The organism is Polaribacter atrinae (genome assembly GCF_038023995.1).
In the GTDB taxonomy this organism is placed as follows: domain Bacteria; phylum Bacteroidota; class Bacteroidia; order Flavobacteriales; family Flavobacteriaceae; genus Polaribacter; species Polaribacter atrinae.
Genome location: NZ_CP150660.1, coordinates 1204629 through 1226105, shown reverse-complemented (window position 1 = coordinate 1226105; position 21477 = coordinate 1204629). Strand labels below are relative to the sequence as shown.

The 21477-nt window shown below is 31.1% G+C and carries 20 protein-coding genes; 1 reads left to right on the top strand and 19 read right to left on the bottom strand.

The features are described 5' to 3' along the window. Positions 1-105: 105 nt before the first annotated feature. The 13 genes from WG945_RS05365 to WG945_RS05305 all read right to left on the bottom strand — a co-directional run bounded on the left by WG945_RS05365 (position 106) and on the right by WG945_RS05305 (position 14661). Positions 106-957, bottom strand: coding sequence for a helix-turn-helix domain-containing protein (locus WG945_RS05365; RefSeq protein ID WP_068452139.1), 852 nt, complete (start codon positions 955-957; stop codon positions 106-108). Between the two features lie 79 nt (positions 958-1036). Continuing rightward, entirely contained in the window at positions 1037-1789 is a 753-nt protein-coding gene (locus WG945_RS05360; RefSeq protein ID WP_068452142.1) for an SDR family oxidoreductase, read from the bottom strand. 300 nt (positions 1790-2089) lie between these two features. Next, the gene (locus WG945_RS05355; protein WP_068452145.1) at positions 2090-2989 is read right to left on the bottom strand and encodes a DMT family transporter; all 900 of its coding nucleotides are present in this window, start codon (positions 2987-2989) and stop codon (positions 2090-2092) included. A gap of 140 nt (positions 2990-3129) precedes the next feature. Further along, positions 3130-4134 carry an IS30 family transposase gene (locus WG945_RS05350; protein ID WP_340867003.1) on the bottom strand — a complete coding sequence of 335 codons (1005 nt, stop codon included), beginning with the start codon at positions 4132-4134 and terminating at the stop codon, positions 3130-3132. A gap of 208 nt (positions 4135-4342) precedes the next feature. Next, positions 4343-5713: an alpha-amylase family glycosyl hydrolase gene (locus WG945_RS05345; protein WP_068448999.1), complete on the bottom strand. Its 1371-nt coding sequence runs from the start codon at positions 5711-5713 to the stop codon at positions 4343-4345. A 55-nt stretch (positions 5714-5768) separates the two neighbouring features. Continuing rightward, entirely contained in the window at positions 5769-6773 is a 1005-nt protein-coding gene (locus WG945_RS05340) for an IS30 family transposase (protein WP_340867001.1), read from the bottom strand. Positions 6774-6982: 209 nt separating this feature from the next. Continuing rightward, positions 6983-7546 (bottom strand): hypothetical protein, encoded by a 564-nt coding sequence (locus WG945_RS05335; RefSeq protein WP_068452174.1) that lies wholly within the window; start codon positions 7544-7546, stop codon positions 6983-6985. Positions 7547-7704: 158 nt separating this feature from the next. Continuing rightward, positions 7705-9315, bottom strand: coding sequence for an MFS transporter (locus WG945_RS05330; protein WP_068452171.1), 1611 nt, complete (start codon positions 9313-9315; stop codon positions 7705-7707). A 4-nt stretch (positions 9316-9319) separates the two neighbouring features. Beyond that, complete coding sequence (locus WG945_RS05325; RefSeq protein ID WP_068452168.1) at positions 9320-10387, bottom strand: HlyD family secretion protein; 1068 nt, start codon at positions 10385-10387, stop codon at positions 9320-9322. A 21-nt stretch (positions 10388-10408) separates the two neighbouring features. Next, positions 10409-11725 carry a TolC family protein gene (locus tag WG945_RS05320; protein WP_068452165.1) on the bottom strand — a complete coding sequence of 439 codons (1317 nt, stop codon included), beginning with the start codon at positions 11723-11725 and terminating at the stop codon, positions 10409-10411. 67 nt (positions 11726-11792) lie between these two features. Further along, positions 11793-12647 (bottom strand): helix-turn-helix domain-containing protein, encoded by an 855-nt coding sequence (locus WG945_RS05315; RefSeq protein ID WP_068452162.1) that lies wholly within the window; start codon positions 12645-12647, stop codon positions 11793-11795. Positions 12648-12897: 250 nt separating this feature from the next. Next, entirely contained in the window at positions 12898-13578 is a 681-nt protein-coding gene (locus WG945_RS05310) for a 2'-5' RNA ligase family protein (RefSeq protein WP_068452159.1), read from the bottom strand. Between the two features lie 78 nt (positions 13579-13656). Continuing rightward, a complete protein-coding gene (locus tag WG945_RS05305; RefSeq protein ID WP_340866999.1) occupies positions 13657-14661 on the bottom strand; it encodes an IS30 family transposase in 1005 nt (334 codons plus the stop codon). Between the two features lie 414 nt (positions 14662-15075). On the opposite strand from WG945_RS05305, the gene WG945_RS05300 reads away from it, so the two are divergent. Then, on the top strand, positions 15076-16044 hold the full coding sequence (locus WG945_RS05300) for an IS110 family transposase (protein ID WP_340866998.1): 969 nt from the start codon (positions 15076-15078) through the stop codon (positions 16042-16044). A 128-nt stretch (positions 16045-16172) separates the two neighbouring features. On the opposite strand, the gene WG945_RS05295 is transcribed toward WG945_RS05300, so the two are convergent. From WG945_RS05295 to WG945_RS05270, 6 genes are all read right to left on the bottom strand, one after another. Then, positions 16173-16454: an aquaporin gene (locus WG945_RS05295; RefSeq protein ID WP_262501961.1), complete on the bottom strand. Its 282-nt coding sequence runs from the start codon at positions 16452-16454 to the stop codon at positions 16173-16175. A gap of 120 nt (positions 16455-16574) precedes the next feature. Further along, complete coding sequence (locus WG945_RS05290; RefSeq protein ID WP_068450413.1) at positions 16575-17681, bottom strand: bestrophin family protein; 1107 nt, start codon at positions 17679-17681, stop codon at positions 16575-16577. Positions 17682-17701: 20 nt separating this feature from the next. Next, the gene (locus WG945_RS05285) at positions 17702-18202 is read right to left on the bottom strand and encodes a GreA/GreB family elongation factor (protein ID WP_068450414.1); all 501 of its coding nucleotides are present in this window, start codon (positions 18200-18202) and stop codon (positions 17702-17704) included. A gap of 3 nt (positions 18203-18205) precedes the next feature. Beyond that, positions 18206-19201 (bottom strand): NADP-dependent oxidoreductase, encoded by a 996-nt coding sequence (locus WG945_RS05280; RefSeq protein ID WP_068450416.1) that lies wholly within the window; start codon positions 19199-19201, stop codon positions 18206-18208. 6 nt (positions 19202-19207) lie between these two features. Next, positions 19208-19621: a YqhA family protein gene (locus WG945_RS05275; protein WP_231874666.1), complete on the bottom strand. Its 414-nt coding sequence runs from the start codon at positions 19619-19621 to the stop codon at positions 19208-19210. Positions 19622-19825: 204 nt separating this feature from the next. Continuing rightward, on the bottom strand, positions 19826-21328 hold the full coding sequence (locus WG945_RS05270) for an aldehyde dehydrogenase family protein (RefSeq protein ID WP_068450422.1): 1503 nt from the start codon (positions 21326-21328) through the stop codon (positions 19826-19828). Between the last annotated feature and the right edge of the window lie 149 nt (positions 21329-21477).

Below are 21477 nucleotides of genomic sequence, written 5' to 3'. Positions count from 1 at the left end.
TCAGCACCTAACTTAGCAAATAAAAACCGAATAGCAAATTTGCGAGGATTTACGTAAGTAGGCGATAACTAGCCATTAATTATACACATTAACCTGTAGGCTTTATTATTTTCTGTATTGCGATGGTGTTTGCCCTATATGTTTTTTAAACATTCGGCTAAAATAGGTAGGGTATTCAAATCCTAATTCGTAGCCAATTTCGGCAATTGTTTTGTTGGTGTTTTGCAATCTGTTTTTTGCTTCCGAGATTATTTTTTCTTGAATAATTTCAGAAGCTGTTTTGTTTGTATGATGTTTAATCAAGTCGCCAAAGTAGTTAGTAGATAGATCGAGTTTTTCTGCAAAAAAATTCACATTTGGCAATTCATTTATATTTGATTTGTAGTAGGTATTAAGTAATTTTTTAAATTCTACAACTATTTTATTGTACAAGGGTTGACGTGTATTAAATTGCCTTTTATAGCATTTGCCAATATATGTAAAAATTAAGTTGCAATAGGCTATAAGTAAGTCTAATTCATAATTATCTTTTTGGTATTCTTCGTTGATTTGCAGGAATAAGGTTCCGATATGATGCTGTTCGGCTTCTGTTAAAAATAAAGCTTCATTAATTTCGTATTGAAAAAAACTAAAATCGATATTGTATTCTTGCAACAAAACTGGTGACACTAAAATATGATATCCCTTCCATTGTTTTTCAACGCTCCATTTATAAACCTGTTTTGGCTGGATAAAGTATAAAAATGACGATGATGTATCAAATTTTGTGTTTCCAAACCATTGTAAATCGGTCATATTCTGCTTAAAAGCCATCATATAAAAGTCTGATGTCAAGCCATCACAGTTTAAGCGTAGTTTGTCGTAATCATTATAATTTACAATATCAATCAAATCTTTTTTTGGTGACTTATAACCAATGTATTGATTGTATTTTTTTATGGAATTGAAATGTTGCATTATTTTATTTGAATAAAAAAGACTGTAAAGTATGGAAGTACTTTACAGCCACCTTATAACTACAAAGGTACAATGTAAATTAAAAATCTTGTATTGTTGGACGAATTACAATTTCGTTAATGTCAACATCTGCAGGTTGTTCAATTGCAAAAGCTATAGTTCTAGCTATAGAATCTGAAGGAATTGCACTTTTATAGAATTCACGTACAAAATCTGAACTTTCTTTATGAGAACTTCCGTGTTTCAATTCAGAATCAATAGCACCTGGTTCTATGGTTGTAGTTCTAATTTTTCCACCCACTTCGTGTCTTAACCCTTCTGAAATTGCTCTAACTGCATATTTAGTTCCACTATAAACTGTTCCACCTGGACTAAATACTTTTACACCTGCAACTGATGATAAATTAATGAAATGACCATTTTCTTGCTTTTGAAATACTGGTAATGCGGCAGCAATTCCGTATAAGACACCTTTTACATTAATGTCTATCATTCTGTCCCATTCATCTACCTTGGTCTCACTCATTGGTGCTATAGACATTAATCCAGCATTGTTTAGCATTACATCTACTTTACCAAATTCAGTCACAGCTTTATCAACTAATGATTGTACCTCTTCTTTTTTGGTTACATCTGTTTTTACAAAAATTGCCTTTCCGTTACCTTTTTGATTGATTTCATTAGAAATATCTTGTAAACGATTTTCACGACGTGCACCTAAAACAACATTGGCTCCTAATGAAGCTAAATGACGAGCTGTAATTTCACCTAATCCACTACTTGCTCCAGTTATCACAACTACTTTTCCTGAAATATTGTTTTTTAAATTCATTTTATTCTGCTTTTAGATTATTAAATAGTTTCTAATGCAAATTTACATATGTAGTTAAGGTTTAGAGTGAAACAAAAAAAGGAAAGGTTGAAACAAATTACAGATTTAAATTTTTAAAGGCTGTTTTTCAGGTTACATGTAACGTTCTCCTATAATCGTCAGTTAAGGTTTAAAAATAATTATTTTCGGTTAAGAACTGGCGTTAGCAATTCCGAGTGGATTTGGAGGTAGTCGAATCCGCCGTAATTGCTGTTATGCAACTAATTAGCTATGAGCTATATACGTTGTTGGGCGCAGTTTTTATTCTTTTTCCAATGATTTATTTTTCTTTTCTCTAATGAGATATACACTAATCAAAATTAATAATCCACCGATTGCATACCAAACTGTAAATTTCTCTTTGTCCAAAACGCCCCAAATTACCGCAACGACTGGTAATAAAAGTGAAATAGTACTTACAAAAACTGCAGAGGTATCTTGAACAAGCTTGAAAAACAAAAACATTACCAAAGTAGTGCTAATGACGGTTAGAAAGACTAAATAGCCTAGAGCCGTTAAAGTTTCATTTTGGCTGTAATCAATGTCTGTAAAAAAACCTGAAAAACTTAAAATTAAAAGAGACGGCACCATCCAAATAGTGTAAATACCTGTTGATATATCTGTCGATTTTATGTGATGTAATTTTTTTTCAATAATGAGTGCAGCAACTGCATAAAGTAACGAACCTATAACTAATAAAACCGTATAATAAAGATGATTTTCGCCATTTCCTGAATTGGAAGAGTAAACTAAAATGATAGCACCTATAAATCCAATTATTGCTCCAGCATATTGAATAACTTTATTTCTGATTCCAAACAGAATTGCTCCTAAAACGAGTGTGAATATTGGGTCTAATGCATTTATGATGCCTGCCAATGAGCTACTTACGCCTTGTTGTGCAATAGGAAAAATAAAGACCACTAAAAAGTTACCAAATAACCCTGATAGAGCAATCCAAAAAACGTCCTTTTTTGACATTCTTTTCAAAGCTGGGAATCCAATAAATGACAAAAGCAAGCCTGACAATCCTGCCCTAAAAGCTCCGATTTGATATGGGTCAAATACTGGTAGTAATTTTTTTATGAGTATAAAAGAAGAACCCCAGATTATAGCAATAAAGATGAGTAGAAAATATTTATTTTGAATGAATTGCCTCATAAAGTGTCTATATTTTTTTTAATTCGACAAATTTAATCTTTCGATTTGTATATAATCATTCAATCAAGTTTTTTTTCATTGACTTTCATTCTTGGATTCAATGTTGTAATGCAACAAAGCGTTTATGTTTTTTGATGTTACTAAGCTACAAATTTAAGTTCAAGATCTATCATTTCTTGAGGAGTTTTATAACCAATAATTTTTCGAGGTCTGTTGTTCAATTTTTCTTGAATAATCTGTAGTTGATTTAGGTCAATTTCATTGAAGTTTGTTCCTTTAGGAAGATACCTTCTAATGAGCCCATTAGTGTTTTCGTTTTTACCTCTTTCCCAGGAAGAATATGGATGAGCAAAGTATATTTTCATACCTGTATTTTTGGTGATTATTTCGTGTCTTGCCATTTCAATTCCGTTATCATATGTCATTGATTTTTTATAAATAGGATTTAATTTATTTAATATTTTAGAAAATTTGTTTGCTACTTCACCTGCTTTTTTAGACTCTAATTTCACTATTAAAGTAAATCTAGTTTTGCGTTCTACTATAGTTCCAATAGCACTTTTATGATTTTTTCCAATGACTAAATCCCCTTCCCAATGTCCAACTTCATTTCTGAGATCAATATGCTTAGGTCTATTGTCAATGCTGATTTGATTGATTATTTTAGATCCACCACCACGTCTTTTTTTAGGTGTTCTACGCCTTGTTTTTTTACGTACTAATAGTTTGATTAACTTTTTGTTTAAACGAGCTTGTGGTCTAGTATAAATGTGTCTATAAATAGCTTCGTGTGAAATAGACATTATTGGGTCATTAGGATACAGCTCTTTGAGTCTTCCTGAAATTTGTTCCGGTGTCCAGTTTGATAAAAGACCTCTATAAACAAAAAATTTAAGTAGAGAATATGTACTTATTTTATCTAAGTTTCTTTTGTTTAAGTAATCTTCTTTAACACACCAATGAGCAAGTTCAGCATCATAATTATCTTCCTTTTTTTGTACCCATTTATTCACTTCTCTTGTAATTGTTGAAGGTGCTCTTTTTAGTTTTTTAGCGATGTAGGATTTTGACTTTTTTTCTATTAAAAGTGTCTGAATAATCACTCTTTCTTTTAAAGTTAATCTTCTATGTTTTTTTAATTTCATTTTACAAATCTATAATTTTAGATTTGTTGCGTTAAGTTATTGAATGGAGGGTTTGAGTGAGCAATGTTTGCTAACGTTGTTGTATATGGTTTGTTGCGTGGTTAAGCAACTAAGTTAACAAATAAAAACCGAATAGAAAATCCGCGAGGATTTTCGTAAGTAGGCTAGAACTAGCAATAAATTATATACGGTGTTGTAGCCAGTTTTTTTACTGTTTTAATATATAGAATTGATAAGGTTCTAAAGATAATTGGCTCGTTAATGATACCATATTTTGTGATAATGCATCTACCCAATTGGTGTTTTCCAACTCATTTGGTAGGTTAAAATTTATGTCTGTATTTCTAACATTTACTATCACAACTATTTCTTCATTTCCTAAAACTTTTTTAAAAGATACTATTTCGCTATTCGAGTAAACAGTATTTTGTCCTCTTTTAGCAACACTAGATTGAGAATAAAATTGAAATAGATCTTGGTACGAGTTTAATAATTCTTGATTTGCATTCCAATTAAAAGTGGAATTTGAAAAGAAAGGTATATTTTCAGAAACACCAACTTCTTGACCTCCATAAATAAGCGGAACACCACCTGTAAAGACTGTAACAACTGAAGCCGCAAGCGCACCTTTATTTCCATTAAACAAATTAATGGGTGTTGCATCCCAAGCAGATTCATCATGGTTAGTTGTAAAACGAACCCAATGCTTGTTGTTTGGCGTACCATTATATCCATTAGTGTTAGCTGTAAAAACTTGACTTGCCGATTGCCCATTAAATACATTCTTAATTGCAGCATAGGAACCCCATCCAAAATTCAAATCAAAACCAGCATTAAAATGATCTGCTCTATTTCCTTCTGCAAAGAAAATATAATCTTTATTTGATATTGTGTTAATAGATGAAATTGCTTCTGACCAAAAATCAAAAGGTATACCATCTGCAAAATCACACCTGAAGCCGTCAATATTGGCCTCATAAATCCAATATTTCATAGCATCAATCATGGCATCTCGCATATCATTGTTATTAAAATTTAAATCCGCAACATCTTGCCAATTAGTTCCGGCTGGTGAAATAATATTCCCATTATTATCTTGGGTGTACCAGCTTGTATTATTAATCCACTCGTTGTCCCACGAAGTATGGTTTGCAACCCAATCCATAATAACTGCAATTCCTCTAGAATGAGCTTCTTCTGTTAATTGTCTTAAATTTTCAAGATTTCCATATTCTGTTCCAATGGCTTTATAATCTTTAACTGAATAAGGAGAGTTAACAGAATTTATTTGACCTACAGGATGAATAGGCATTAACCAAATCACATTTGTGCCTAAACTTTCTATATGATCCATTTTTTGAATGACGCCTTGAAGATTTCCTGAAGAGCTGAAAGCTCTCAAATTAACTTCGTATAATATAATATCATTGTTTAATGGAGTGCCTGTAAAAGGAGTTCCGTATTGTGTATATTCTGCGTCTTGATTGTCATCTGTTGCTTGTATACTTTCATCAGACTTTTGGCAGGAAAACAATCCAAAAAGAATAATTACTAAAAAAGTTATTTTGTGAAAATTCATATTATCTTGGATTCAATGTTGTAATGCAACAAAGCGTTTATGTTTTTTGATGTTACTAAGCTACAAATTTAAGTTCAAGATCTATCATTTCTTGAGGAGTTTTATAACCAATAATTTTTCGAGGTCTGTTGTTCAATTTTTCTTGAATAATCTGTAGTTGATTTAGGTCAATTTCATTGAAGTTTGTTCCTTTAGGAAGATACCTTCTAATGAGCCCATTAGTGTTTTCGTTTGTACCTCTTTCCCAGGAAGAATATGGATGAGCAAAGTATATTTTCATACCTGTATTTTTGGTGATTATTTCGTGTCTTGCCATTTCAATTCCGTTATCATATGTCATTGATTTTTTATAAATAGGATTTAATTTATTTAATATTTTAGAAAATTTGTTTGCTACTTCACCTGCTTTTTTAGACTCTAATTTCACTATTAAAGTAAATCTAGTTTTGCGTTCTACTATAGTTCCAATAGCACTTTTATGATTTTTTCCAATGACTAAATCCCCTTCCCAATGTCCAACTTCATTTCTGAGATCAATATGCTTAGGTCTATTGTCAATGCTGATTTGATTGATTATTTTAGATCCACCACCACGTCTTTTTTTAGGTGTTCTACGCCTTGTTTTTTTACGTACTAATAGTTTGATTAACTTTTTGTTTAAACGAGCTTGTGGTCTAGTATAAATGTGTCTATAAATAGCTTCGTGTGAAATAGACATTATTGGGTCATTAGGATACAGCTCTTTGAGTCTTCCTGAAATTTGTTCAGGTGTCCAGTTTGATAAAAGACCTCTATAAACAAAAAATTTAAGTAGAGAATATGTACTTATTTTATCTAAGTTTCTTTTGTTTAAGTAATCTTCTTTAACACACCAATGAGCAAGTTCAGCATCATAATTATCTTCCTTTTTTTGTACCCATTTATTCACTTCTCTTGTAATTGTTGAAGGTGCTCTTTTTAGTTTTTTAGCGATGTAGGATTTTGACTTTTTTTCTATTAAAAGTGTCTGAATAATCACTCTTTCTTTTAAAGTTAATCTTCTATGTTTTTTTAATTCCATTTTACAAATCTATAATTTTAGATTTGTTGCGTTAAGTTATTGAATGGAGGATTTCGGTCTCAAATCTTTTATAACGGTTTCGTGTAACCGTCAGTTACGGGATTAAAGTTAATGTTTTTCGGTTAAGAACTGGCGTTAGCAATTCCGAGTGGATTCGGACGTAGTTGAATCCGCCGTAATTGCGGTTATACATTGTTTCCAGTATTATTTTATTCTCCAAAGAGTAATTTTCCATTTATCAAATGTGTTTTTCCCTTCACTTTGTCAATACTTGCCTGTAATATTCCACAATCTAATATGTTGGAAGTTGTTGAATGTCGACCAGAAAAAACATTTATTAATACCTCAAAATTCGTGTCTGATAAATCCTCGAGAGCCTTTTTTGAAATTTTTACATTTTTAAAATGAGCAATTTTTGAGTTCCACAATTCAATTCGATGTTGTCCAATATTTGTTTCTCCCCATTTTTGATAGTCAGAATCCAAAGTATCTTTAGGAATTCCCGAGAAGTATGCTTGAACGATAGTCGATTCATTGTCTTTTTTGAGTTTGGCTTTTGCTTTTTCACTCAAGTTAATTTTGATAGCAAATTCAGGGATTATTACAGAGTCCTTTAAAACTCTAAATGAGTCAATCAGGACTTTATTTTCACTTGATTTTGTATTTAATTCAAGTGTTTCAATTTTTTTCTTTTCGTTTATTACGCTGTTGTTTTTTTCACAAGAATTAGAAATGAAAGAAAGAAAGATTAATATTAGCAGTGTTTTTTTCATATTACTGGCAACGTGTTTGTGTTTGGTTAGTTGCGTGATTTAAGCACTAAAGTAATAAATAAAACATGAACTAGGAAAGTCCGTTTGGACTTTCGTAAATTGGCTAAAACCAAGCAATTAATTATACACGTTGTTGTGCAACGTTTTTTCTGTTTTTCTTACACAGCCACAGCACCTGCACTATCAGAAATAGACTGGACAGTGGCTTTTCTTGCACTATGATTGTAACCTTTTATCGACTCACCTTTGATAAGTTTTCTAATTAATATTATTCGTCTATAATGTGTTTTTTCAAAACGAAGCATTAACGTGTATATTATTAATAACATACTTGCAATAATAGTATAGCCATACAATGCTTTTGATGCTGTTAAAACTGCCTGTAATCGTGAACGTCCATACACTGCTAATCCTCCTCCTCTATATGGCGATAAACTTATAGCATCTAAATGATGTGCTATATTTTCTAATCCTTGTAGTTGTAATTTATAAAAAATCCAACTATAAATGGCTCCTGCAAAAGCAACACTTACCATAGAACGTATTACAATTGCCAAAGATGCCACTGCTAATGTTTCTGCCATATCAAAACCATCCAAGGTATAAAACCAAATGCTTATAAAAAGTATTACCATTCCCATTCCTCGTAATATTGAAGGAATAATTAAATAATAAACGTCCACATTTGGACTGATTAAAAAATACATCATTACAAAATGTAAGGTGTAGAATACCATCCCAGAAATAATTAAAAATTTGGTTGGTAAGCGTTTTGCATACCATTTCCGAGCATAAATAGCACCTATAACAAGACCTGGAACCATTGCGTAATTTAGTAAGTTATTGGTGACTGAATTCAAACCTAAAATCCCAACGGTAAAGGTGTTTTGAATGGTTGCTGATGCTAATAACATTCCTAAACCCATTAGTAAAGTAACTCCTTGAATAAAGTTTTTCTTTTTAAATATGGTTAATGGTACAAAGGGACGTTTTACGCCTTTTTGTCTCCAAAGTAAAAGTGCAAAAGTGATAATAAATCCAACACTAGATCCTTGTATATAAGGTGACGCAAACCAATCTTGTTGTTTTGCAAAAACGAGTACATAGGTCAATAAAAAGAATGAAGTCACAAACAAAAGCATACTCAACAAATCGATTTGATATAGTGGCAACTTTCTTGAAAAACGTAAATTGTGCATAAAGATTACAGATACTAATACGAGTATTAACATAATGATTGCCATTACTAAATAGACAGATTCCCATTCTAAGTTGTAGGCAATTTTTGCAAACAGATAAGTACTTAGTTGGGCTGTTGTAATACTTAATGGATAAAATATAGTATAAAATTTTGTACGATCACCATCTGGACTAAGTATATGTAACAATGGAAGTACAAATTCTATAATGGCAATAATCTTAAAAAAACCAATAACAAAATTTGAAAATATAATAACATAAGGACTATCTGTGGTTGCAATTACTACTGAACATAAAGCAATAGTGGATAAACTAGTTATCATTAATTCCTTACTTCTAAAACGCATTTTAAAGCGTAATAAAAGTGGTAATGCTGTTCCCATTCCTATAAAAGATGCGTAGTTGGCAAAAGACAAGTATTCAGAATACATTGCCAAATCACTCATCATTTCCCTAAAATTGGCAGTATAAATTCCACCTACTATTAAAATAGGAAATAAATATGCTAAAATGAGTAATAGCATTACAGGTTTTGGTACCCAATCTTTAAAAAGTCCTTTGTTGTACATACAATTAATCTACAGTAACCTCTACATTCATTCCTACACGTAATAACTTTAAATCTTCTGCTTTATTTTCTTCTGAAAAATCAATACGAACAGGAATACGTTGCTGTACTTTTACAAAATTCCCTGTGGAATTATCTACTGGAATCGTAGATAATTTAGAACCTGTTGCTGCCGAAATTGAAGTAACAACGCCAATAAATTCTTTTCCTCCAAGTGCATCTACTTCAATAGTTAGTTTTTTGCCAACAGTAATGTCTTCCATTTGTGTTTCACGATAGTTGGCTACAATCCATTTTTTATCATCTGTTACAATAGTTGCTACTTGCTGACTAGGATTTAGCAATTGCCCTTCATTTACTTTACGTCTTCCCACAAAACCATCGTAAGGTGCAGTAATTACAGTATATGATAAATTTAGTTTTGCTAATTCTAAAGCGGCTTCTGCTTGTTTTATTCCTGCTTGACTCATTTCTATTCTGCCATCCATTTCACGAAGTGAGTAATTAACAGATTTGCGTTGCCCTAACAAAGCATTATATTGTGCTTTGGCAGCTTCGTATTTAGTATTTATACCATCGTATTGTTGTTGCGTTACAGCTTCATCTTTTAGCAAATTTTTAAAACGCATTAAATCCTTTTCTGCAAATTCTAAATTCGATTTTGCTCCAGCAATATTGGCTTCTATTATAGATGTGTTGTTAGAAATAGTATTTACTGAAGATTTTGCAGTTTTTTCGCCTGCTAAAGCACTTAAGTAAGCGGCTTCTGCTTGAGTTACTTTCGATTTTATTTCACTATCGTCCAAAATAACAAGAGTATCTCCTTTTTTTACTTTTTGATTTTCTTCAAATCGAATTTCTTTTATATATGCAGAAACTCGTGTATCTATTGGGTTTATATATGCTTCTACTTGTGCATCGTTGGTGAAATTTTTATCGCCAATATGAAAGTAGTGCCTTACCACAAAAAATAAAGCAACAAGTGCTGCAATAAAGACAAGTATGTTGGTTATTAAAACTAGCGTTTTATTTTTGCTGGCTTTTTTTTCTGTTTGCGTGTTATTATCTGACATTTATGTTTTTCTTTATAATGATTATAAGTTTCCTGTAGTTTTCAATAAATTATAGTAACTATAAATAATACTGATTTCTGAATTTATATATTGAAGTTCGGCTTCTAATTTTGAATTACTAGCGTCTAAGATTTCGGTAATTAATGCTAATTGGTTTAAGTATTTTTTTTCGGTAATTCGGTAATTTTCTTCTGCCAAACGTTTGCTTTCTAAATAGGTGTCTTTTTGTGAAATAGCCTCATTATATTTTAAATAAGCCGCTTTTGTTGCTACTTGTAAATTTTGTTGTGTTAGGGTTTTTACTTCTGAAATTTGCTCTATTTTAAGTTTATCTAACGACTCCTTTTTAGATGTTTTGTAAAGCGATTCAATATTATAAGTTAGAGAAACACCAACTTGCCAATTGTTATTATATAAATCTTGAATTGGAAAAGAGTTAGTTAAAGGACGTTGCATGTTATACGCTGCAAAACCAGCAAGTATAGGCAGTTTATCAGATTTTGTGATATCTAAACTTGTTTGAGCAAGTTCTTTTTGCAAATCAATAGTTTTAATTAATGGATGATTTGTTATGACTTCTTCTTTATAAGTTCCATAATCTTGTAATGCAGTATCTAACTTTAAAATTTCATCATCAGGAATAATTTGCTCATTTTCTGGTAAACCCAATGCAATAGCAAGTTGAGTGTTTAAGATGGCAATGTTATTATCTATTGTAACAATAGCCTGATTTAGTGATGCTAGTAACAAATCACCACGTATAATCTCATTACGTGTAACCATACCTTGTTTATAAAAACTTGTGACATTATCAATACGTTTTTGTGCCAGTTTTATATTTTCTACAAATACTTGTTTCTGGTTGTATAGTTTGTATAAATTTAAATAGTTAGAAATCACTAAAAATTTAACACCAATAACATCGTTTTCTACATTTAAATTGGCCAATTGCTCTTGTAAAGAGCCAATTTTTACTGTATTATTTATAGCATTTCCTTTATATATAAGTTGTTGGGCTTGTAACGAAAATGTATTACCAAAATGTGGCATGTCTACCGTTGTTACTTTTGAAAAATCGGTATCTAATAAAACTACATCACCAAGATACATTGCTTTTGCATTAAACGAAATATCTGGTAATTGGTATTGTTTGTAAACTTCGCTTTGTTGTGCTGCAATAGCAACAGACTGTTTTGAAACTTTTAGTTTTTGATTGTTGTCTAAAGCCAATTGTACAATTTCATCAATTGTATATTTTTTTGAAACCTTTTCTTGAGAAAAGCCAAACTTAAAGAACAATACAAGTACTAAACTTAGTACATATTTTATAGGACGCATTTTTCACATATTTATAATATGATGCAAATTTATACGTATTTAAAGTGTTTTTAAATGGTGAAAAGGTTTAAATAGATGTGTAAATGTAATCTTTTTTGTTTTTCGCTTTAAATTCAGTAGGATTTAAACCTGTATGCTTTTTAAAAAAATTACTAAAATAATATGGATCATTAAAATTTAGTTCAAAAGCAATTTCAGAAATCATTTTATTTGATGAAGCCAATAATACCTTAGATTCTGCAATGATATATTGGTGGATTACTTGATTGGCAGTTTTACCAGTAATTTTTTTTATTGTTACAGATAAATGGCGTGTGGTAACCTTCAATTTTTGGGCGTAAAACGAAACTTCACGTTCCTTTTTGTAATGTTTTGAAAGGAGATTTAAAAAATCGAAAACCAATTCCTGTTTTCGGGTCATTACACCTTTGGTTGTAAAATCGTGGTATGTATTAATGGCATCAAGCGCAGTATATACAACAACTGACAATAAATTTAAAAGTATAGTGGTATTAAACTTACTTTTTGATTTGATGAGATTTAATTGTAATACTTCGGATAACTTCCATAATTCTGAAACAATAGTTTCAGGAATTTCAAATTGATTGGAATAGTTAGAAAGCAAAAATTGGTAGACATCCAATCTATTAAACTCAAAGGACAATTTTGAAAACAGTTCAACGTCGAGCGCAATAATATTGATTTCGATATCTGGACTTATGGCTATTAACTCGAAAAAAACATTTGGAAAAGAAAAATAGATGTTATTTTCTTTAAGTGTAACCGTTTCAAACGCTTTTACAAAAGTAATCGTTCCTTTTTTTACAACGAATATTGATGTTTTTGTAGAAGGATAAGATTTGCCAAGACCTATATGGTTCAGTAAGTTTTTTTCGGTAATAATTTGTAGTTGGTTGTTCAAGACAAGTTTTTTTAAATGGAAATATGCTTGGATTCAATGTTGTACAACGGTTTTGTGTATGATTAGTGGCGCTGAAAATAAGCGATAACTTTTTGGATTAAACACAAGCCTAATTTTTAAATTTTACTAATTATTTTATTTTTAGAAATTTGTCAAATTTAAAAATTTGGCAACTTCCCAAAAATGCCCAAGCCTTAATGTTAGCAACTACTTGCGCTATTTTTTATATACATTGTTAGGCTACGTTATTTTACGTAACAAATTTATATATTTCTTTCACGTATTTTTCTCTTTGATACCAATCGTTATAAACAAGTTCAAATTCATTTACTTTAAAAGTTCCAAATTCGTAATTAATATTTTCATCCAAAAATTCTAATAATTTTCCTTTTTGACTTAATTCCTTTCTAAATCGAACAATTGTTGAGTGAGCTGTTTGTATTGAATATCTTTTGTCTAAACTTTGCTCCAAATTAGAGTTTTTAAATTCTTTTCTCAACCTGTCTCTAATTTCATTTAGTTCGTTATTATCCATAAATCCTTGAACCATAATTCCAGAAGTTGAGGCAGTAATTCCTCTAAAAGTGATATTCATATCTTTCTTCTCAAAAAGACACTTTTCAGTCAATTCAATATACTTTGCTAAATCAATCTTTTTAATATCAAATCCGTCGTAACAAGAAATGATTGACATAACAGTAATATGAATATCAGAATTTGGGTAAAAATATTGATTCGGTTCAATTTTCTTAATTTCTTTTATAAATTTTTGAATTTTTTCTTTTATCTCAATTGAAGGTCTTATCAAAAGTGTTATTCCAAACCTATTGTCTTTGTTAGAATCTATCAAATCGTCAATTTCGTAATTGTCAGAAGATATTTTATTTATGGATTCATTATAAAGTTTTTTATAGTGACTTTCTAAATTCATTAATCATAAATTTTCAAATTATTACGGACTTGGATTCAATGTTGTAATGCAACAAAGCGTTTATGTTTTTTGATGTTACTAAGCTACAAATTTAAGTTCAAGATCTATCATTTCTTGAGGAGTTTTATAACCAATAATTTTTCGAGGTCTGTTGTTCAATTTTTCTTGAATAATCTGTAGTTGATTTAGGTCAATTTCATTGAAGTTTGTTCCTTTAGGAAGATACCTTCTAATGAGCCCATTAGTGTTTTCGTTTGTACCTCTTTCCCAGGAAGAATATGGATGAGCAAAGTATATTTTCATACCTGTATTTTTGGTGATTATTTCGTGTCTTGCCATTTCAATTCCGTTATCATATGTCATTGATTTTTTATAAATAGGATTTAATTTATTTAATATTTTAGAAAATTTGTTTGCTACTTCACCTGCTTTTTTAGACTCTAATTTCACTATTAAAGTAAATCTAGTTTTGCGTTCTACTATAGTTCCAATAGCACTTTTATGATTTTTTCCAATGACTAAATCCCCTTCCCAATGTCCAACTTCATTTCTGAGATCAATATGCTTAGGTCTATTGTCAATGCTGATTTGATTGATTATTTTAGATCCACCACCACGTCTTTTTTTAGGTGTTCTACGCCTTGTTTTTTTACGTACTAATAGTTTGATTAACTTTTTGTTTAAACGAGCTTGTGGTCTAGTATAAATGTGTCTATAAATAGCTTCGTGTGAAATAGACATTATTGGGTCATTAGGATACAGCTCTTTGAGTCTTCCTGAAATTTGTTCAGGTGTCCAGTTTGATAAAAGACCTCTATAGACAAAAAATTTAAGTAGAGAATATGTACTTATTTTATCTAAGTTTCTTTTGTTTAAATAATCTTCTTTAACACACCAATTAGCAAGTTCAGCATCATAATTATCTTCCTTTTTTTGTACCCATTTATTCACTTCTCTTGTAATTGTTGAAGGTGCTCTTTTTAGTTTTTTAGCGATGTAGGATTTTGACTTTTTTTCTATTAAAAGTGTCTGAATAATCACTCTTTCTTTTAAAGTTAATCTTCTATGTTTTTTTAATTCCATTTTACAAATCTATAATTTTAGATTTGTTGCGTTAAGTTATTGAATGGAGGTTTCTTTCGCCAGCTTACCTACAACGTGTTTGTATATGAAAAGTTGTGTGTAAATAATCACCAACCTTTCGAATTTAAACTGACCATAAATATATAAAAAAGCCAATGAATTAAGCACTTTGCAGCAATTTTTTATATACGTCTTAAGTTAGCATTTTATAATAAAAGACTAAATTTAAGTATATAAATCAGAAAGAATAAAAGAGAGAATTAAGGTTAATATATACGGTGAAGCCAAGACTTCGACAACATTGATAATCCTCTCTCTTTTCTACTAAAAATCACGTTCAGTTCTGTGAGACCTAGATCTCGATTTCAAGTTGTTGTGAGTAAAAGTAGGTTATTCTTTCATAAATCAGTTCTTATGAATAAATATAAGGAAATTTTTGGAGTTGACATCAGTAAAGACGTTTTTGATGTTTATGGAAGTACAAGTGGTCATGATCAATTTAAAAATGATGAATTAGGTTTTAAAACCTTCTTAAAAAGTTTACCTAAAAACTCACTAGTAATTATGGAAGCAACAGGTTATTACCATTATAGATTAGCTCAGTTTTTATACAAGCAAAGCATTTTTGTATCAGTTGTAAATCCTTTATCAGTCAAGCGATTTATCCAAATGAAATTATCTAAAGTAAAGACGGATAAAAGTGATGCGAAGGCTATTTGTGAATATGGAACCATTAATGAAGTTCCATTGTATACGGCTCTTACCAATGTTCAGAGTGAGTGTTTACAGTTGTTTAGATTATTAGATAGTAATATTAAAAAACGTACAGCGGTTAAGAATAAAATTCACGGAGAAGAAGTTTTAGGGATTCCTTCTAAGTGGGTTTATGGTTCATTAAAACGGACTAAAAAACATTTAGATAAAGAGATTTTAGGAATCGAAACAAAAGTATTATCGTTAGTAAAACAAGACCAGCAAGCACAGTTAACATTGCTAACAAGTATTCCAGGAATAGGATTGAAAACGGCATTATTTTTAATCGTAATTACTGATGGATTTAAGAAGTTTGAAACGGCTTCACAATTATGTAGTTATGTAGGAATTACTCCAACGATAAGAGTATCTGGGAGTAGTGTGCGAGGAAGAAGTAGAATAAGTAAGGTTGGAAATAGGAAGTTACGAAACCTCTTGTTTCTCTGTGCTTTTACAGCTTGCAAGCATAATAAAGGGTGTCGCGAGATTTACGAGCGAATTGTAAACAAGGGTAAGAGTAAGAAATTGGCATTAATAGCGGTTTCAAATAAACTGATAAAACAGAGTTTTGCTATCGCAAAATCAGGTTTACCATATAACGAAACGTACGTTTCTGTTTTATCAAAATAAGTAGTAATTACATAAAAAATAAAAGCTCAAAATACTAATTGATAGCATTATGAGCCTAAAATAATAGTGCGTAAATTTAATGAAGAAAAGAGTTGTTTTTTAGCTCAGTTCTTTGTTACCTGCTGGCTTTACTCCGTTTTGTTAAATGAATTCCAAATTAACATTGCGACTATTGCTCCTAAAGTTGGTGCAGTAATATAAACCCAAAGAGCAATGAAGTTTCCAGATACAATTGCAGGTGCCAAACTTCTCGCAGGATTAAACGAGCCTCCAGAAATTGGACCTGAAAATAAAATAATTCCAGTAACAACTAATCTAATTATAAGACCTGCTATATATGAAAATTCTTTTTTAGATGTTACTCCTAAAATTGTAAGCATTAAAAAGAAAGTCAGAACAAATTCTAAAATGAACGATTGTACTAACTAGCCAGAAGGAATTGTAGTTCCTAACGTTAAGTTTTTAGAGAATGTAAATTTTAGTAAACCACTTGCAAAAATAGCTCCTAGAATTTGAGCCGAAACATAAAATTATAATTGAGTATTAAATTTTTCAGGCTCTGGTTTAGGTATATTATTTTCATGATCACCAATCATTTGACGAATATCAATCTCTATGTCTCGAGACATTGTTGTAATTGGCACATCATTGCCTTCTCCTTCAAAAGGGTTTTCAGAGGCTTCACCTACACGCTCCATAGTATTAAAAACCCATGATATGATGACGCTAAAAGGCACAGTAAACCATACAAAATAATGCCCCATTAATTCTATTAAATAATGGAATCCTGAATTAGGATAAGGTTTGTATTGTTCCATGCTTTCAACGATGATTATCCCAATTTTATCAAATTCATTCATCATACCAAATGGTAGGAGAATAACAAAAATCCAAACAAAAAACTTATTTAATGTGGCAAACTGACGAGGATAAGGGAAATTTTTAATACGTTCTACTTTACCTTGAAGAGTAAATAATTCAACAAACATCTTTTCAATCTCTAAATGGGCAAATTCCCAAACATAGCCTTCAGTTTTAAGTGCACTTAAATGTTTTGATTGTAAATTTAAACAGGCTGCTTGCTTATTTTTTTTACTTAAAACATAGTCCTTTTCTTCTTCAGATAAATAGCCTTTTAGTTCTTCTTCAAGTGAATATTTTTGCTCTCTAATTTCTAAGTGTTTTCTATAGTCTATACCAGTTTTCTTTCTTGGTTCTGCTTCCCAAGACTTTGGTGTGCGTAAAGCGTGACGTAACGAACTCATCCAAGCTATGTGACGCAATATAAATGTCTTTCTAATTTCGAATAATTCTTGATCTGAAAGTATTTTTTTTGCATGTTCATTATTTACATAATCGTTAAGCATTATAGTTAAAGATCGAGAAGTATTTACAATGCCTCCCCAAACTTTTCGTGCTTCCCATAAACGGTCGTAAGAAGCATTATTTTTAAAACCAATAATGAAAGCTACTGCAGTACCTATTAAACTAATAGGTAGCCAAGGTAAATGTAACCAATACCAACGAAAAACGGTATAAAGTATTACAGGTACTGTTGAAAGTATTACGAAATAAAAAATATCTTTCCGTGTCCAAAGTAGAATCTGCTTTAAAGAATAATTACGCTTTGTGTACATTTAATTTAGTTTTTATATAATTAATATTTGATATTAATAATTTTAAAATACCTGTCTTCTTTAGCTAGTTTCAACACTGCTTTTTCTCCCACTTTTTTGTTTATCAAAAGTCTAGCAATTGGTGAAATGAATGCGATTTTTCCTTTAGAAATATCAGCTTCATCTACACCTACAATTTGATAGTGTTCAGGCGCTGTTTTATTTTCAATTTTTAGAGTTACTAATGCACCAAATCGAATTATGTTTTTTGGTTGATTGTTTAGATCTACTATTTTTGCTGTAGCAATTCGGTTTTTCAACAATTGCAATTTAGCGTTTATATAATTGGAGGCTATTCGGCTTTCCTTTTCGTTTGAAATGTCAAGATGCTCTCTTTCATTAATCAATTTTTGTTTTTCAATTAAAAGTTCATCCATACCAACTTGCGTTACATAATTAGTTACACCTTCTGGTAAGTCGGCTCTTGGTGGTACCATAGGAATTTCCTCTTGGTCATCTTCTTTTACAAATCCTCTACTCATGACTTATTTAATTTTGATAACAACTTTTCCTTTAGTTCGCCCTTTTTTAACGTAAAGCAAGGCGTTTAGTGTGTCTTTTAATGGAAACACTTTGTCTATTTTGGTTTTGACTGTTCCAGATTCTACAAGTTCAGAAATTTCATTGAGTTGTTTTGCATTGGCTCGCATGAATACTAAACTATAAAATGCTGATTTTTGCTTTATTTGTTTTGTTATTTTTCGTCTTTTAAACGCTAAGAATAGTTTAGTGATTTTATTGAGTTTCATTCTGTTGGCAGTTTCTTTATCTACAGGACCAACAAGGGTTATTACTTTTCCACCATTTTTTATTACGCTAAAAGCTTCTTCAGTGTATTCGTTTCCAAGTGTATCCAAAACCATATCTGCATCTTGTACAATAGCAGTATAATCTACAGTTTTATAATCAATCACTTCATCAGCTCCAAGTTTTTTTACCCAACTTACATTTTCTGAACTTGTAGTAGTATATACATAAGCTCCAATTGATTTTGCATATTGAATGGCAAATGAACCAACACCACCAGAACCAGCATGAATTAAAATACTTTCCCCAGATTTTAGTTTACCTCGTTTCAAGGCTTGAATTGCTGTAAGACCTACTAATGGTAAGCTAGCAGCTTCTTCAAAAGTTGTGTTTTTGGGTTTTAGGCTAACTAGTTTTTGATTCACAGCGACAAATTCAGTAAACGTTCCTTGTCTATTCACTTTAGAAAACACCTCGTCTCCAATATTGAAATTAGGAACATTTTCGCCTTTTTCAATAATAATTCCACTAACATCATAACCTAAAGTTGTTGGTAACTTAAAATTACTCACGCTTTTTAGTTTTCCTTCAACTACTTTTATATCTAAAGGGTTTACACTAGCAGCATACGTTTCAATTAATACTTCATCTTTGCTAATGGTTGGTTTAACAATTTCGGAAGTTTTTACTTTTTTCGAAACCTCTCCATAACCTGTAAATTGTATGGCTTTCATAAGCTATTATTTTTTAGTTTTATCAATATCTTCTTTATTAAGACTTAAAAATTTTAAACCCAATGCTAATAGCACAATAGATGCTGGAAGTATTAAAATCTCCCATTTAAGGTTGTCAATATTTACAAATACTACCTCAAGAAATTTCACAAAAAGAATAATGACAATAACTTCGGCAAGCACATTTTTTAAATGACCAATATTTGGTGTTCTAATCCATTTTAAAACACCATTTCCATCATCATATATTTTGTTTGAAATAAACAAAGTATAAACTCCGTGTGCAAAAATGAATAGCACCAATGCTATTAAAAACGTATCTAAAGATTTTATAAGATAAGTAGTGGCTATATCTGCAGGATGTAAATGTGCTTTATTTTCAGGAATATAATTGAAGATGACAACTCTAAAAGCATTAATGGTTTTTAAAGCACCAACGATAAAAAGTAACAGTGAGCCAAGAAGTGAACCTATTTTGCAGTCCAGCTGATATAACGGAAAAGATAGAATGTTTTTTTCATAATTAAAAAGTGATTAAAATCTTTTATTAAGACTTTGATTAAAACAATAAAAACCCTGGAATTTCCAGGGTTTTTATTATAAACTTATTTTATAAAGTTTTAATTAAAAGAATCCCACAGGTTTCTTGTCGTAAGAGATCAACATGTTTTTTACAACACGGTAATGGTCTAATGCCATTTTATGATTTTCACGTCCAAATCCAGACTCTTTTACACCACCAAAAGGCGCATGCGCTGGATAAGTATTGTATTGGTTTACCCAAACTCTACCTGCTTGTATAGCGCGTGGCACTTGGTATAATTCGTGAGCATCACGAGACCAAACACCAGCACCTAATCCGTAAGGTGTGTCGTTTGCAATAGCAATCGCTTCTTCCGTAGTTTTAAAAGTGGTTAAGGCTACAACAGGTCCAAAAATTTCTTCCTGGAAGACTCTCATTTTGTTATCTCCTTTTAAAACGGTTGGTTGTATGTAATAACCTTCAGATAATTCACCTTCATAGTTACCAGCTTCACCACCAGCTAAAACAGCAGCACCTTCTTCAATACCAATTTTAATATAGTTTAATATTTTTTCGTATTGCGCTTTAGATACCTGAGAACCAATCATTGTTTCTGGATCTAATGGGTTTCCTGGTTTTACTAATTTTAAACGTTCTTGCATTTTTTCAACAAAACGATCTGCAATATCTTCGTGTACTAAAATACGAGATGGAGTGGTACAAATTTCACCTTGATTTAAAGCAAACATTAATGCACCTTCAATAGCTTTACTAAAAAACTCATCATCTTGAGCTGCTACAGATGGGAAGAAAATGTTTGGTGATTTACCACCTAATTCCATAGTTACAGGAATAATATTTTCTGCTGCATTATGTAATACTGTACGTCCAGTTTCTGTAGAACCTGTGAATGATAATTTAGCAATTCTGTTAGATGTTGCTAATGCTGCACCAGCTTCTTTACCAAAACCAGTTACAATGTTTAATACACCTGCTGGTAAAATATCACCAATAAGTTCCATTAACATCATAACACTTGTTGGTGTTTGTTCTGCTGGTTTTACAACAGCTGTACAACCTGCTGCTAAAGCTGGAGCAATTTTCCATGCTAACATTAACATTGGGAAATTCCATGGGATAATCTCTCCAACCACACCAACTGGCTCGTGTAATACGATACTTACAGTGTCTTTGTCATGTTCTGAAATACTACCTTCATCTGCACGAATTACACCTGCGAAATAACGGAAGTGATCGATACAGTAAGGAATATCTGCAGCACGAGCTTCACGAATTGGCTTACCATTATCAATAGTTTCTAAGGTTGCTAAATACTCTAAATTATCTTCCATAACCTGAGCAATTTTTAATAACGCATTGCTACGTTCTGTTGCAGACGTGTTACTCCAAGCAGGAAACGCTTCGTGTGCTGCATCTAATGCAAGATTGATATCTTCTTGTGTTGATCGTGCTGCTTGTGTAAATACTTTACCATCTACAGGAGATCTGTTTTCAAAATATTGCCCTTTTACTGGGTCTACAAATTTTCCTCCAATAAAGTTTCCATATCTTTCTTTAAATTCGGGTTTTGTTACATTTGCCATAATTGTAAGTTTTTTTAATGTGAATATATGCTTTGTGACAAGCATTTTAATTATGGTACAAAGATAGAATGGAGGAGAGGCTTTGTATTTATTGATACGGTTCAATAACTTATGAAAACAGTCCAAATAGCAAAAACCTGTGTTAATTA

Excerpts from the sequence above, each read along its gene's own strand:
- WG945_RS05290 (WP_068450413.1), bottom strand. The coding sequence starts at position 17,681 with ATGTACACAAAGCGTAATTATTCTTTAAAGCAGATTCTACTTTGGACA.
- WG945_RS05285 (WP_068450414.1), bottom strand. The coding sequence starts at position 18,202 with ATGAGTAGAGGATTTGTAAAAGAAGATGACCAAGAGGAAATTCCTATG.
- WG945_RS05325 (WP_068452168.1), bottom strand. The coding sequence starts at position 10,387 with ATGTCAGATAATAACACGCAAACAGAAAAAAAAGCCAGCAAAAATAAA.
- WG945_RS05305 (WP_340866999.1), bottom strand. The coding sequence starts at position 14,661 with ATGGAATTAAAAAAACATAGAAGATTAACTTTAAAAGAAAGAGTGATT.
- WG945_RS05365 (WP_068452139.1), bottom strand. The coding sequence starts at position 957 with ATGCAACATTTCAATTCCATAAAAAAATACAATCAATACATTGGTTAT.
- WG945_RS05360 (WP_068452142.1), bottom strand. The coding sequence starts at position 1,789 with ATGAATTTAAAAAACAATATTTCAGGAAAAGTAGTTGTGATAACTGGA.
- WG945_RS05330 (WP_068452171.1), bottom strand. The coding sequence starts at position 9,315 with ATGTACAACAAAGGACTTTTTAAAGATTGGGTACCAAAACCTGTAATG.
- WG945_RS05270 (WP_068450422.1), bottom strand. The coding sequence starts at position 21,328 with ATGGCAAATGTAACAAAACCCGAATTTAAAGAAAGATATGGAAACTTT.
- WG945_RS05345 (WP_068448999.1), bottom strand. The coding sequence starts at position 5,713 with ATGAATTTTCACAAAATAACTTTTTTAGTAATTATTCTTTTTGGATTG.
- WG945_RS05350 (WP_340867003.1), bottom strand. The coding sequence starts at position 4,134 with ATGAAATTAAAAAAACATAGAAGATTAACTTTAAAAGAAAGAGTGATT.
- WG945_RS05310 (WP_068452159.1), bottom strand. The coding sequence starts at position 13,578 with ATGAATTTAGAAAGTCACTATAAAAAACTTTATAATGAATCCATAAAT.
- WG945_RS05280 (WP_068450416.1), bottom strand. The coding sequence starts at position 19,201 with ATGAAAGCCATACAATTTACAGGTTATGGAGAGGTTTCGAAAAAAGTA.
- WG945_RS05355 (WP_068452145.1), bottom strand. The coding sequence starts at position 2,989 with ATGAGGCAATTCATTCAAAATAAATATTTTCTACTCATCTTTATTGCT.
- WG945_RS05300 (WP_340866998.1), top strand. The coding sequence starts at position 15,076 with ATGAATAAATATAAGGAAATTTTTGGAGTTGACATCAGTAAAGACGTT.
- WG945_RS05320 (WP_068452165.1), bottom strand. The coding sequence starts at position 11,725 with ATGCGTCCTATAAAATATGTACTAAGTTTAGTACTTGTATTGTTCTTT.
- WG945_RS05335 (WP_068452174.1), bottom strand. The coding sequence starts at position 7,546 with ATGAAAAAAACACTGCTAATATTAATCTTTCTTTCTTTCATTTCTAAT.
- WG945_RS05340 (WP_340867001.1), bottom strand. The coding sequence starts at position 6,773 with ATGGAATTAAAAAAACATAGAAGATTAACTTTAAAAGAAAGAGTGATT.